Here is a 13429-nt window from a genome sequence, read left to right as displayed (position 1 = left end):
GTCGCCCTGGGCTCCCCTCGTGCAGGAAGCTGCCCGCCCGGCGCTGAACCGGACGCCAGAGGGAGGTGGCCACCATGGCCCTCGCGGCCGAACTGACTGCGCGTGACGGCCTGTTGCAGGCTGAGACCACCCCGGCGGGCGATGTCCTCCTGCGCTGCGTTCCCACCGACGGGGAGCCCCGCACGGTCTCGCTCACCGCCCACACCGGCCTGGATGGCCGCTGGGCACAGCCGCGCCTGCTCGCAGGGCCCGAGGGCGTGCCGTGGCTGCTGGCGCTCAACGTCGAGCGGCGGCAGGTGTTCGCCTGGCGCTGGCTCGGCGAGACCCTCGCCCCGGCGCACGAGGCGCGCGGGCTGTTTCACATCCAGTGGCTGGCCGACAACTCCTTTGAGGAGAACCTCGCCCCCCTGCGTGAGTATGCCGCCGACGTCGCCGAGGGACTGAGGCTGACGCTGCAGGCCGAGGACCCGGCCTTGTCCCCCGTCAGCCACGCACTGCCTGCCGCGTGCCCGGCCGTCAGAGATGGCGGCGCGCTGGCCGTGGACCTCGCGAGCTTCCGCGACCTGCGCGGCGTGCGGTGGGTGGTGAACCACGCTCGGAAACACCCGGCCAACCCCCTCCTCGTGCCCGGCAGGCCCGGCGCCCATGACGACCTGAAGGTCTTCAATCGGGGCTGCGTGCTGCGTGACGGCGGTGCGTTCCGCATGTGGTACACGTGCGCGAACAACCCGCGTTGCCTGGAGCGCGTGCACCGTCAATACGCCGTGTGGCAGGACCTCATGCGCGTGGCGTACGCCGAGAGCGAGGACGGGCTGCACTGGCGCAAGCCACGCCTGGGGCTGGTCGAGTACGACGGCAGCCGCGACAGCAACATTGTGCCGCACCTGTGGCGGCTGCCGATCATCGTGAAGACCGACCGCTCGCCCGTCCCCGGTGAGCCGTACGTGACGACCGAGCAGGAGCGGCAGATCAGCGATGAACGGGCGCTGCTGCAGACCTCCGCTGACGGGATCCACTGGCACACCCGGCCCGCCCAGCGCCGCTACCCGCTCTCCCGCCCGTGGTACTTCGAGCAGGACTGCCTCTTCTACGACGAGACAGCCGGACTGTGGCGTGGGTACGGCAGCTACGGCCCGGCGGCCAAGCGCCGCACCGCCGGGATGCTCACCAGTCCCGACCTGGTCCACTGGGAGGGCTACCCCGAGAACCCGATCATTGACCCGCTGCAGATGCCTGAGCCGCACATCCATGACCTGGTCGTCTGGCAGGAGTGCGGGCTGTATGTGGGGCTGCTGCAGGTGGCGCAGTTCGTCCACGCCGACCAGTTCGCCCTGGTCATCAGCCACGACGGCGTCCACTTCAGCCGCCCCGATCCGACCGGGCTGTTCCTGTCCAGCGGCGGTCGGGGGGAGTGGGACCCCGGCTACCTGCTCATTGCCGCCGCGCCCGTGGCAGTGGGGGATGAGTGGTGGCTGTATTACGGCGGGGCGATGCGTGACCTGAGCCACGAACCGTACCTGGATGTCTACTTCACGCGCCTCGCCTGTGGGCTGGCGACATTCCGCCGCGGCGGCTATGCGCACTTTGAGGCGATCAGAGAGGAGCCGGGCTTCGTGACGCTCCCGCTGCCGCGGACGGACGGGCCACTGACGCTGTCCTGCAACGCGACCGGCCCGATCCGCGCGGCAGTCGTCGGGCCTGACGGCCAGGCGCGGCCGGGCCACGGGCTGGATGACTGCCTGCCGACCCGGGGCGACGGCCTGAGACTGCCGCTGCGCTGGCGAGGGCATGAGACGGCGGCGCCGGCGGAGGGCGAAGCGCTACACGTGGAGGTCCGGCCGGGCGGACGGCTGTATGGCGTGAACTGGTGAGCCCCCTGGACTGCAGGTTTGGGCCAAGTATAGGTTGGTTATACATAGTGCAAGGCCGCAGTAGGTAGCGCCTCAAGACTGCGACGCCGACGGACACATCCAGGGCGTACTCCGCTTACGGACAAGCCACCTGCGCTGCAGGTGGCTCGTCCGTTTGCCGGCGTCAAGCTCGCCTCGCGCCGGCCAGCCCCACCGAGAAGGACTCCCCGCCGCCTCGCCGAAATGCCTCCCCGTCCCGCCAACCCCGACAGACAGGGAGCCCATCATGCCCCGCGCCTGCCTCATTGACGCCGTGCGCACCCCCATCGGCCGCTTCGGCGGAGGTCTCATGCAGCACTCTGCAGCCGATCTGGCCGCCATCGTCCTGCAGGCTCTCACCGAGCGCAACAGCGTTCTGGGCGAGGCCGTGGCCGAGGTCATCCTCGGTCAGGTCCTCCAGGGCGGCTCCGGCGTGAACCTGGGGCGCATGGCGGCCATGCGGGCGGGGCTGCCACACTCCGTGTGCGCCAGCACCATCAACATCGCGTGCGCCTCGGGGATGAAGGCCCTCGACATGGCGCGGCAGGGCATCCTGCTGGGGGAGGGCGAGGTGTACCTCGCCGGCGGGGCCGAGAGCATGAGCAACGTGCCCTACTACGTCAAGGACATGCGCTGGGGGCACAAGCTCTTCAACGCCGAGATGACTGACGGGGTCATGGATGGCCTGACCTGCTCGGTGACCGGCATGGGCATGGGCCTGACCGCCGAGGAGATCGCCGCGCGGACGGGCATCACCCGGCAGGAGATGGATGCCTGGGCGCTGCGCAGCCAGGAGAAGGCCGCGGCGGCCATCGCGGCCGGGAAGTTCGTGGATGAGATCATCCCTGTCCCCCGCAAGAAGGACGAGCCGCTCACGACTGATGAGCACCCCCGCCAGACCTCCATGGAAGCGCTGGCGGGCCTCAAGCCGGCCTTCAAGCCCGATGGCTGCATCACCGCCGGGAACGCCTCGGGGATCAACGATGGCGCGGCGGCCTGCCTGGTCGCCTCCGAGGCCGCCGCGGCACAGCATGGCTGGCAGCCCCGTGCGGTCATCCTGGGCAGCGCCTGCGCCGGGATCGAGCCGGAGGTCATGGGGCTGGGGCCCATTGACGCGGTCAAGAAGCTCTGCGACAAGCTCGACTTGAGCGTCGGCGACTTCGAGCTGGTGGAGCTGAACGAGGCCTTTGCCGTGCAGGCCGTGGCCGTAGTGCGCGAGCTCGGGCTGGACGAGGAGCGTGTCAATGTGAACGGCAGCGGGATCGCCCTGGGCCACCCCATCGGCGCCACCGGCGCGCGCATCGTGTGCTCCCTGCTGTACGAGATGGAGCGGCGCGACCTGAAGCTCGGCCTCGCCACCCTCTGCATCGGCGGCGGCATGGGCATGGCGATGGCGATTGAGCGGCAGTGATGAACGATGAATGCTGAGTGATGAATGGGGGAGCGGGGAAGGGCCGGGCGAGGCCACGCCCCGCGTCGCCGGCGGTGAGGACGACCACACACTAACGTCAGGAGTTGCCTTGACCCAATGAACCGTGCGCTGCTCGTCATTGATGTTCAGAACGACTACTTCTCCGGCTTCCACGAGATCACTCATCCCGCCGGGAGCTTCGAGGGCATTCAGCGGGCGATGGACGTGGCCCATGAGCACGGCGTCCCCATCGTGCTGATCCAGCAGACCTTCCTCCCGCCCGTGCCCCTCTTCTGCAAGGGGACGCCGGGCTGGGAGATCCCCAATGAGGTCCTGTCCCGTCCGCACGATATCGTCATCGAGAAGGGCCTGCCGGGAAGTTTCACGGGCACGAACCTCGAGGCATGGCTGCGGGAGCGGGGGATTGGCACGGTGGTCATCTGCGGCTGGATGACGCAGATGTGCTGTGACACCACCAGCCGCCAGGCGGTGCATCTCGGCTTCGCCGTGGAGTTCCTCAGCGACGCCACCGGCACCCACGCTTTCAGCAACGACGCGGGCAGCGTCACTGCGGAGGAACTCCACCGGGCGGCGCTGGTCGTGCAGGCCAGCCGCTTCGCGAAGGTCATGACGGTCGAGGCATGGGGCGAGAAACTGGCCGGGGAAGCGGAGGGGTAGGGGGAGCGGCCCGCCCTCCCACCCTCTCCGTCCCTCGTCCATGGCTCGTCCCGCATACTTCATCCTTGCCTTCCCCTCCCCCTCGCGGTATGATTCTCCCATTCCCAGGGCCCAGAGCACGGGCCCACGTGTGTCTGTGTGTCTGGAGGCGGGCGAGATCGTCGCGTCTGACGCGCCACAACCGGAGGTCCGCTGCGAGGTCGAGGTCGTCGGCGACGAGCTGCGCGAGGTGCTGGGGCAGCAGGACCTGTATCTGCGGATGATCCAGGAGAGCACCGGCGCAACTCTGCGTCCCGGCAGCGGCGTCATCGCCATCTGCGGCGAGGCCGGGCAGGCCCGGGCGGCAGAGCAGGTGCTGCGGGGCATGTTGGCCCTGCTGCGCCAGGGCCGGGAGTTGGCCGCGGCGGACGTGCGCTATGCCCTGCGGGCCGTGCAGCGCGAAGACGGGGCAGATGTGGCGGCGCTGCTGACCGAGCCGATCATCATCACCCAGCGCGGCGCGCCCGTGCGGGCCAAGACGCCCGGGCAGGGGCGCTTCATCCAGGCGGCGCGGCGCAGTTCGCTGGTGTTCTGCGTCGGGCCGGCCGGGACGGGCAAGACCTATCTGGCCATGGCGCTGGCGCTGGCGGCCCTGCGGGACAAGCAGGTCAGCCGCATCGTCCTGACGCGGCCCATTATCGAGGCCGGCGAACGCCTGGGCTTCCTGCCCGGCGACATCCTGGAGAAGGTGGACCCGTACCTGCGGCCGCTGTACGACGCGCTGCAGGACATCATCGGGGCCGACAAGCTGGCGCGCCACCGGCAGCGCGGGACCATCGAGGTCGTGCCGCTGGCCTACATGCGCGGGCGCACCATTAACGACGCCTTCCTGGTGCTCGACGAGGCGCAGAACACGACGCCACCGCAGATGAAGATGGCCCTGACGCGGCTGGGGCTGGGCTCGCGCATGATCGTCACCGGCGACGTGACACAGAGCGACTTGCCGGAGGGGCAGGAATCGGGCCTACGCCACGGCCTGCGCCTCCTGAGCGACATACCGGAGATTGAGATCTGCCGCCTGGGCGAAGCCGACATCGTCCGCCATGACCTGGTGCAGCGCATCGTCCAGGCCTATGAGGCGGCGAGCGGCCAGACGCGGTAACGGCGGGCAGGCAGGCGGCACTCACACAACATGCCACGAACGCGCAGCGGCCGGCCCCATCGGCGGCCTCACAACCTGGCGGTCACGCAGCGGCGAGCAAGACGTATGCTCGTGGCCGTGCTGACCACGCTCCTGGTATTCCTGCTGCTGATGGCGCGCCTGCGCCCCGAGCAGGTGAGCTATCAGGTCGGCGACACAGCCACCCACACCATCAAGGCCAACCGCGCCACTGCGTACACCGACGACCAGGCCACGCAGCAACTCCGCGACGAGGCGGCGGCGGCAGTGCCGATGCAGTACACGCGTGATGCCGACGCCCCGGCGCGCGCGGTCGAGACAGTCCACGACATCTTCCTGCAGACCCGCGACGTGCGCAACGACCCCAACCTCACCGACCGGATGACGGCACTGCGTGACCACCTGGACATTCAGCTCTCCGACGCCTCGCGGGGGCTGCTGCTGGAGGCCACCCCCCGCGCGCTGCAGCGGGTGGAGGGGCTGGCGGCCGACGAAGTGCGCCAGGCCATGGAGCGGCCCATCCACGGCACCGGCGAGGAACTGAGCAAGGCGCAAACGGCTCTGGCCGAACGGGCCAAGACGCTCGGCCTGAGCCAGAGCTACCAGCGCCTGCTGGTCGAGATCGAGCAGCTCGCCCTCCAGCCCAACTGGGTCTACAACCCCGAGACGACGGCCGCCAAGCGCGCGGAGGCCGAGCGCAGTGTGGCGGAGGTGCGGCGGCAGTTGCAGCCCGGGGACATTGTGATCGCCCGGGACGAGAAGGTCACCGAACGGCACATGGCGATGTTCACGGCGCTGGGGCTCATGCAGCCCTCGGTGGACATCCTGCAGGCCCTCAGCCTCCTGGGCGTGCTGGTGTTGCTGATGGCCGCGACCATGCTGTTCATCCGCCGCTTCGCCAACGAAGTGTGGGCCGATGACCAGCTCTTCCTGGTGATCTGCGTCACCCTCATCGTCGTGGCCGGGCTGTTCGGCCTGTCGCGCGGCATGACGTGGTTCGAGGCCTTCGGGATCTCGGTGGTCAGCGCGGCGGGCATCTTCCTGTCGCTGGCGGCCCGGCCGATCGCCGGGAGCGCCTGCGCGATCTTCCTGGGCTCCCTGGTGTCCCTGGCCTCGCCGATCTCCGAGGCGCACCTGCTACTGACGGCGACGCTGGCGGCGCTGCTGGCCAGTCACTACGTGCGGGCCCGCGAGAGCCGGTCGAGCACTATTGCCCGCGCGGCCATCCTCACCGCCGTCACCAACGTGCTGCTGACGCTGCTGAACGCCTACGTCTTCGGCTTCCTGGTCAGCGGCAAGGAGCTGGGGTTCATCGGCGTGGGCGGCTTCCTGGCGGCGATTGTGGCGGCGGGGGTCATCAGCGGCATCGAGCGCCCACTGGGCCTCACCACCTCGCTGCGACTGCTGGAGCTGCAGAACCCCAATGAGCCGCTGCTCAAGCGTCTGCTGACCGAGGCGCCCGGCTCGTACCAGTCGTCAGTGATGGTCGCCAACATCGCCGAACCGGCGGCAGCCGCCGTCGGCGCCGACCCGATCCTGACACGCACCGCGTGCATGTACCACGATATCGGCAAGCTCAAGCGCTCATACTTCTTCGTCGAGAACCAGTTCGGCGCCGAGAACCCCCATGAGCGCCTGTCGCCGCACCTGAGCGCCCTGGTCCTCATGTCGCATGTCAAAGAGGGGCAGGAGCTGGCCGCCGAGATGCGGCTGCCGCCGATCGTCGGCAGTGTCATCGCGCAGCATCACGGCACCTCGCTCGTGTCGTTCATGTACCAGCGCGCCCAGGCCGAGGCGACCAACGGCGAGCAGGTGCGCGAGAGCGACTATCGCTACCCGGGGCCCAAGCCGCAGACCAAGGAGAACGCCATCATCATGCTGGCGGACACCGTGGAGGCGGCGGCCCGCACGCTGGAGGAGCCGACGCGCCCCCGCATCGAGGCCCTCGTAGACCGCCTGGTGGAGGCCCGCATCGCCGACGGCCAGCTCGACGAGTCGCCCCTGACCTTCAAGGACATCACCATCGTCAAGGAGAGCTTCGTCAACACCCTGGCCGGGATGTTCCACCAGCGCCTGGCGTACCCGTCCGAGGCGCCGCGGCACGCCACTCCGGCGCCGGCGCCCGAGCCGGAGTCGGAGCCCGAAGAAGCGGAGCGCGTCCGGATTGCCGACTGAGATCGAGGTGCGCAACCTGAGCGGGCAGGCGGTGGACACCGAGGCTCTGGTGGAGGCGGCGCGACGGGTGCTGGACACCGAGGGCGCGGAACTAGATGTCCTCAGTCTGGCGCTGGTAGATGATGAACGAATCGGCGCGCTGAACCGGCGCCTGCTGGGGCGCGAGGGCCCCACCGACGTCATCGCCTTCGAGGCGGAAGAGGCGGAGGGCGAGGTCATCGTCTCGGTGGACACAGCGGCGCGACAGGCGGACGAATGGGGGCACTCCCTGCACGAGGAGCTACGTTTTCTGGTCGCGCATGGCGTCTTGCACGTATGTGGCTGGGACGACACCGATCCGGCGGATCGGCAGCGCATGATCGAGCGGCAACATGAAATCCTCGGAGACTCCTGACAACGATCGGCCGGCCGTTGGGCCGGCCGTTACGCCCGACCGCAAGTCCGTCCTGCGCAGCTTCGGCTTCGCGTGGGAGGGGCTGACGTTCTGCTTCGCCACCCAGCGGCACATGCGCGTGCACTTCGCGATCATGGCGCTGGTGTTGCTGGGCGCCTGGGGACTGCGCGTGCCTCAGGGCGACCTGCTGGAACTGCTCACCGCGATGGTGCTGGTGCTGATCGCCGAGATGATCAACACCGCGGTGGAATACGCCATCAACCTGAGCACCGACGGGTACGACCCGCGCGCCAAGGTGGCCAAGGACGTGGCGGCCGGCGCGGTGCTGCTGGCCGCGGTCTACTCCGTCACCGTGGGTGTCCTCGTCTTCGCCAGCAACCCCCGGCTGGCCCAGATCATCCGCAACGTGCCGGCCCAGCGTGTGTGGCCGACCGCGTCAGTCATTGAGCTGGTCGTCATCGGTCTGCTGGTGCTGAGCGTCTCGATCACGTACGTGAAGTGGGCGACGCGGCGGGGGACGCTGTGGCGCGGCGGCATGATCTCCGGCCACACCGCCTTCGGCTTCCTCATCGCCACCGCCATCGCCATCGTGACCCACGATCTGGCGGTCACGGCGCTGGCGCTGGCTCTGGCGCTGCTGGTGTCGCAGTCGCGCATCCAGGCGCGCATTCACTCGCCCCTGGAAGTACTCATCGGCGGCCTGCTGGGCATCATCGCCGCCTTCGTGCTGTTCATGTGGCCGGCCGGCTAGCGGTGGCCTCGGCCGGTCCTGCCTACTTCTCGCGTATGACCTCCCCCAGCGCCTGCCAGTGGGGCGCCTCGAACAGCGCGGCGCGGAAGACGCAGAACCCCTTCGCTCCAGCCTGTCGCGCGGCCTTGATCTCCGCCACGATGTTCTGCGGGTCCTGACGCCGCGGGTAGATGCCGGTCCAACTGACCGCCATCCCCGCCACCATCGTGCCGCCGCCCAGCACCCCCTGCGTGTCGCCGAGTAGCCGCCCGAACCGCGCCACGTCCTCGGTGTAGATCTGCGGGATGTAGAAGTCAATGTAGCCCCGGCGCGACCAGGTGGGCCAGTCGCGCGCGATGCTCCAGTCGGGGTTGGCCCCGGCCGAGCCGTTCGCCGACAGCCACACCTCGGGCCGCATCGCGTTGACCATCCCCCGCAGGCGCGCGAAGAAGTCGCCGTTCATGAAGGCCGCCAGGTTGCGTAGTGAGGCCTCCGTCCCCGCCGGATCAGCCACGATGTCCAGCCCCAGCCACTCCTGCGCCAGCTTCGCGCAGTACCCGCAGTGACAGGTGGGATGCCCGGGCTCCTCGATGTGCAGGCCCGCCAGGTCGGGGTAGCGCTCCAGCGCCCGCCGCAGCAGGTCGAGCTGGTACTGGCGGCTCTCGGGCCGCACGAAGCAGATGGCGTCCTCGGCGGCGCGGCCCCCCGCGTACACGGCCTTCCAGTCGGGATGGTCAATCTGTTCCACGGAGCTGTAGGCGCGCTTGTACGTCCACGGCGCGTACCAGGCGTGAACCTGCAGGCCGCGGGCCGTCGCGAGCTTCACGACCTCGCCGTACCAGTCCCAGTCCGCGCCGGGCGCCCTGTCGCGTAGCTCGGGGCGGTCCACCGCCGCCAGGACCAGCGAGTTGACCGACAGCAGGATCGTGTTGAAGCCGGTGGCCTTCAGGCGGTCGAGCATGGCCGTGGACTCCGCTAGGCACCTCTCGCGATCCGCCCGCTCTTTCGGCCCCCACCACCACACCGCCCGCATCTCGCCATCGGGCCACGACTTGACGCTGATCCGCACATCATCCACGAACACCTTGCCCAGCCGGTAGCCGTCCTTCTCCAGGCCCGTGGCGTTGATCTGGATCGCGAAGTAGGGGGCGTTGGCGGGCAGGCGGAAGGTGGCGCCGAAGGGCCGCCACTGCGGGCCGGGGACGATCGTCTCGGCCAAGCCGGGGATCTGCACGCGGTCAGCCGACTGACTTTCCGGGCCGGGCCAGGCCATCCCGCGCACCGTCGCCGCCGGCAGGTCGCCCTTGTACCAGAAGGAGACAGCGTACAGTTCCCCCGCCTGCCCGGGCAGCGCCCCCTTGCCGGTGAAGCCGTCGTTGTCGGCCAGCACCAGCGCCACGTTGACCGTGTGGTTGGCCGGGGTGTCGCTTTCCGTGGGGCGGTGGTACCAGCCGGTCACGTCGAGGCAGGCGCAGCCCTGGCCGGAGTGCTTCTCGGCCACCGACGAGGCCACGGTGGCCACGCCGGCCCCGGTGTACCTGGCAAAGCCCGGGAACTTGCCGTCCGCACCTTCCGCCCCGGGGTTGGGGGCGAGGTTCTGGGCGAAGGCGGCCGTCACGAGCAGCAGGGCCGCGCAGGTCGTGAGACAGCGCATCCTGCCCACCTCCCGGGGTCAAGAACGACGAGCGCGCACGGCGACTGCCGTGCGCGCCCTAACTTCCGCATTGGTGCGGCTCAGTCCTCGTTGCGCGTGGCCTTGCGGCGGGCCTTGTGCTGCCGATCGGCACGCTTGAAGGTCGCCGGCGCTACTCGCGGGTAGTCGAGTTCCTGACCGGCGAGCAGTTCGCGTATGGTGAGCAGTTGCAGGCGGGCGACCGGCGGCAGGAGCGCCGGGGGTTCGTAGAACCCTGCCGCCGCCGCCTCGGCACGCATTGGGGCCGTCGGCTCTTCCAGTGTGATCAGGGCGCCCATCTCCGCGTCTTCGCGCTCCATGACGCCCTTGAGTTCGCGTACATCGCGCACTGAGACGTGCCCGCTCTTGACCTGCAGGAGGACGCGTCGGGCCGCCCCCGAGCCATCATCGAAGAAGCGGATGACGCCATCTATGCCGTGGTCCGCTCCCCGCTTGCGGGCCTCGGCGGCCGGGCGCGCGCCGACGAGGCTCAGTGCCCAGTACTGGAACTGATGGCGGTTCTGTGTCGCCAGGAAGTCCGCGCTCGTCAGGTCGCGTGGCTCGCCGATGACCCGATAGGGGCTCAGCTCCTGCCGGAACGTGTCCTGCAGACGGTTCTTGATCAGGGCGATGGCCAGGTGTGTGATGTCAATGCCCTGCCACCGCCGATGCAGACGCTCCGCCGAGCAGATGGTCGTGCCGCAGCCGCAGAAGGGATCAAGCACCACATCACCCTCATTGCTGCTGGCCTCGATGATGCGGTCTAGCAGTTCATCCGGTTTCTGCGTCGGGAATAGCTGCTTGATCGGCGGCACGCGGCCGATGTCCCACACATCGTCACGACGCACTCCCAGCGATTCCTCCTCGGCCATCTCGGAGGGGACACGCCGGCCTTCCTCGGTGTGCCCGGACATGATCTTCGCCGTCCCGAACCGTTTGAGGGTTGAGGCAGCGCGGTCCATGTAGAGCTGGTTGAAGGTGCGGTTCCGGGTCGCTGTCCGCGCGTAGAACAGGATCACGTCATGGTTGCGCTGGAAGCTGTACTTGCCCGTGGGCCACTTGCGGTAGTGCCAGATGATCTCGTTGACGAAGTTGCGTCCGCCGAAGACCGCGTCCATCAGCGCCTTGAGGTAGTGACTGGCCGTCGGGTCGCAGTGCAGGTAGATGCTGCCCTCGGGCTTCAGCACACGGTGCAACTCGACGAGGCGGACCGCCATCATCGTGAGATAGGCCATCATGTCGTTCTGGCCCAGAAAACCGCGCAGGGCCGCCAGGAGATCGGCCAGCTTGCCGGGCCCCGCGGTCATCAACTCGCGGTACGTCCTCTCAGCTTCCATGTCCCAGCGCCAGAAGTCCTCAAAGGCCGTGATCTGGGCGGCTGGCGCCGTTCCGTCCCGCTCCTCGAAGAGCACGTTGTACTTCGCCTGGCTGTTGAACGGCGGGTCGAGATACACCAAGTCCACGGAGGCCGACGCAATGTACTCCCGCAGGACAGCAAGGTTGTCCCCGAAGTACAGCTCGTTCTGCCATGGCATCCCATAGCCTCCTCTCCTACGACTTCACCGGCTTGAGCGCCACGCCCCGCAGGTCCATGGCCTTCTCGCCCTTCACGGTCTTGAGCACGAACTTGATCTTGTTGGGGCCCTTCTTCAGCTTGATGCTGCCCACGGTCTTGTGCTTGAAGGCCCCGCCGGTGCCCGAGACCTTGATGACCTGCGCCGCCGCGCCGACGATGCTGCCGTCGCCGCTGCTGAACGGCACGCCATTGGGCGCCATGCGGGCCGCCGTCTTGCCGTTGACGAACAGCTCCACTTCGCTGCCGCCCTGCTCCGCGGCGGCGTCGAGGACCACGTTGTACACACCGGCCTTCGGGAGCGTGAACTCCCACTCGATGCTGTCGGGCGGGCGGATCCAGTTGCCGGCGTGGATGATCCCGTCACAGCTCTCGTAGCGAATGCGCTGACCGTGCGGGCCTTCCAGCAGGCCGTACAGCGCCGGCAGGCTGACGACGCCCTTGGCGTCCGGGCCGACGACGACGGGCTCCACCTGCGGCGCGCCGTCGAGTTGCACCACGAGCACCGAGGCCACCTTGTCCGGGGCCTTCTTCGGCAGCTTGATGAGCCAGTCTGCGCCGTCGCGGACAGCCTCCAGGGCGGGCTTGCCCTGCTCCAGCAGGTAGGCCTTCTTGACCACATTGCCCAGGTTCGGCAGCCGCACCGTCAGGTCTGCCGGCCACTCGAAGACATGCACGTACAGCTTGTCGCCCTTGGTGGTGACGCGGCCGTAGAAGGGCAGGAGGTTGAACGGACTCGCCGTGGTGCCGTAGATGGCCTCGGAGTACCTGTCCATCCACTTGCCGATGGCGCGCAGGCGATCCACGAACTCCTTCTGGATCGTGCCGTCGGGCTTGGGGCCGATGTTCAGCAGCAGGTTGCCGCCCTTGGACACGATGTCCACGAGCATGCGGATCAGGTACTCGGAGGTCTTGTAGTTCTTCTCATACTTGTCGTAGCCCCACCAGTGGCCGGTCATGGTGATACAGGCTTCCCATAGCAGCGGGTTGCCGTTCTCGTCCTTCATGCCCGTGGGCGGGATGCGCTGCTCGGGGGTGGTCAGGTCTTCCTTGGTGAAGGCCCGGTCGTTGATGAGGATGTCCGGGTTGAGCTTGCGGGCCATGGCGTTCGTCTCGGCGGCCGCGTAGGCGTCCGGGGCGTTCATCCACCCGCCGTCGTACCAGAGCACGAACGGATCGCGGGAGACGATCTCCTTGATCTGGTCCTGCATGTACTTGACGAACCGGGGCAGGCTGGCGTCGCCCTCGGGGCGGCTCTCCTTCTCCCACTCCAGGCGGGGCAGGTAGTCCGGATGGTGCCAGTCCATGATCGAGAAGTAGTACCCGGCGCGGATCCCTTGCTTCTCGAAGGCCTTGTGGTACATCGCCAGCACGTCCTTGCCGTAGGGCGTGTTGGTCACCTTGTAGTCGGTGGTCTTCGTATCCCACATGCAGAAGCCGTCGTGGTGCTTGGTCGTGAAGACCGCGTACTTCACCCCCGCCAGCTTGGCCAGCTTGGCCCACTCCTCCGGGTCGTACTTGGTCGGGTTGAACTTGGGGGGCAGCTTCTGGTACTCCTCTTCGGGGATGTGCCCCACGTTGCGGATCCACTCGCCCTTCCCGAGCAGGGCATACACGCCCCAGTGGATGAACAGACCGAACTTGACGTCCTTGAACCACTCGATGACTTCGGCGCGCGTCTGGGGCTTGGCGGCTTTGGGCATGGGATGCGGCCTCCCTCGTAGACTGTTGGTCGGGTACGGCGTTGT

General features: G+C 68.4%; 10 protein-coding genes. 7 read left to right on the top strand and 3 right to left on the bottom strand.

Annotation, left to right across the window (positions count from 1 at the left end):
- Positions 1-74 precede the first annotated feature (74 nt).
- The 7 genes from LLH23_06985 (at position 75) to LLH23_06955 (ending at position 8457) form a co-directional block, all read left to right on the top strand.
- Complete coding sequence (locus LLH23_06985) at positions 75-1871, top strand: hypothetical protein (protein ID MCE5238221.1); 1797 nt, start codon at positions 75-77, stop codon at positions 1869-1871.
- A 265-nt stretch (positions 1872-2136) separates the two neighbouring features.
- On the top strand, positions 2137-3300 hold the full coding sequence (locus tag LLH23_06980) for a thiolase family protein (protein ID MCE5238220.1): 1164 nt from the start codon (positions 2137-2139) through the stop codon (positions 3298-3300).
- A 117-nt stretch (positions 3301-3417) separates the two neighbouring features.
- Positions 3418-3978: a cysteine hydrolase gene (locus LLH23_06975; protein MCE5238219.1), complete on the top strand. Its 561-nt coding sequence runs from the start codon at positions 3418-3420 to the stop codon at positions 3976-3978.
- Positions 3979-4108: 130 nt separating this feature from the next.
- Entirely contained in the window at positions 4109-5119 is a 1011-nt protein-coding gene (locus tag LLH23_06970) for a PhoH family protein (protein MCE5238218.1), read from the top strand.
- Positions 5120-5224: 105 nt separating this feature from the next.
- Complete coding sequence (locus LLH23_06965; GenBank protein MCE5238217.1) at positions 5225-7312, top strand: HDIG domain-containing protein; 2088 nt, start codon at positions 5225-5227, stop codon at positions 7310-7312.
- On the top strand, positions 7302-7706 hold the full coding sequence (ybeY, locus tag LLH23_06960) for an rRNA maturation RNase YbeY (protein ID MCE5238216.1): 405 nt from the start codon (positions 7302-7304) through the stop codon (positions 7704-7706). The genes LLH23_06965 and ybeY overlap by 11 nt, the downstream gene beginning before the upstream one ends.
- Complete coding sequence (locus LLH23_06955; GenBank protein MCE5238215.1) at positions 7684-8457, top strand: diacylglycerol kinase; 774 nt, start codon at positions 7684-7686, stop codon at positions 8455-8457. The genes ybeY and LLH23_06955 overlap by 23 nt, the downstream gene beginning before the upstream one ends.
- Before the next feature lie 22 nt (positions 8458-8479).
- On the opposite strand, the gene LLH23_06950 is transcribed toward LLH23_06955, so the two are convergent.
- The 3 genes from LLH23_06950 to LLH23_06940 all read right to left on the bottom strand — a co-directional run bounded on the left by LLH23_06950 (position 8480) and on the right by LLH23_06940 (position 13384).
- On the bottom strand, positions 8480-10090 hold the full coding sequence (locus tag LLH23_06950) for a family 10 glycosylhydrolase (GenBank protein MCE5238214.1): 1611 nt from the start codon (positions 10088-10090) through the stop codon (positions 8480-8482).
- Positions 10091-10170: 80 nt separating this feature from the next.
- Positions 10171-11643, bottom strand: a complete 1473-nt coding sequence (locus LLH23_06945; protein MCE5238213.1) for a restriction endonuclease — start codon at positions 11641-11643, stop codon at positions 10171-10173.
- Positions 11644-11659: 16 nt separating this feature from the next.
- Positions 11660-13384: an alpha-L-fucosidase gene (locus LLH23_06940; protein ID MCE5238212.1), complete on the bottom strand. Its 1725-nt coding sequence runs from the start codon at positions 13382-13384 to the stop codon at positions 11660-11662.
- Positions 13385-13429: the final 45 nt, after the last annotated feature.

It is taken from the genome of bacterium (genome assembly GCA_021372615.1).
Classification (GTDB): Bacteria; Armatimonadota; Zipacnadia; order Zipacnadales; family UBA11051; genus JAJFUB01.
This window is presented reverse-complemented; position numbering and strand designations above follow the sequence as displayed.

What these genes read in the sequence shown, in the direction of transcription:
- LLH23_06985 (MCE5238221.1), top strand. Translation starts at nt 75, where the DNA reads ATGGCCCTCGCGGCCGAACTGACTGCGCGTGACGGCCTGTTGCAGGCT.
- LLH23_06980 (MCE5238220.1), top strand. Translation starts at nt 2,137, where the DNA reads ATGCCCCGCGCCTGCCTCATTGACGCCGTGCGCACCCCCATCGGCCGC.
- LLH23_06975 (MCE5238219.1), top strand. Translation starts at nt 3,418, where the DNA reads ATGAACCGTGCGCTGCTCGTCATTGATGTTCAGAACGACTACTTCTCC.
- LLH23_06965 (MCE5238217.1), top strand. Translation starts at nt 5,225, where the DNA reads ATGCTCGTGGCCGTGCTGACCACGCTCCTGGTATTCCTGCTGCTGATG.
- LLH23_06955 (MCE5238215.1), top strand. Translation starts at nt 7,684, where the DNA reads ATGAAATCCTCGGAGACTCCTGACAACGATCGGCCGGCCGTTGGGCCG.
- LLH23_06950 (MCE5238214.1), bottom strand. Translation starts at nt 10,090, where the DNA reads ATGCGCTGTCTCACGACCTGCGCGGCCCTGCTGCTCGTGACGGCCGCC.
- LLH23_06945 (MCE5238213.1), bottom strand. Translation starts at nt 11,643, where the DNA reads ATGCCATGGCAGAACGAGCTGTACTTCGGGGACAACCTTGCTGTCCTG.
- LLH23_06940 (MCE5238212.1), bottom strand. Translation starts at nt 13,384, where the DNA reads ATGCCCAAAGCCGCCAAGCCCCAGACGCGCGCCGAAGTCATCGAGTGG.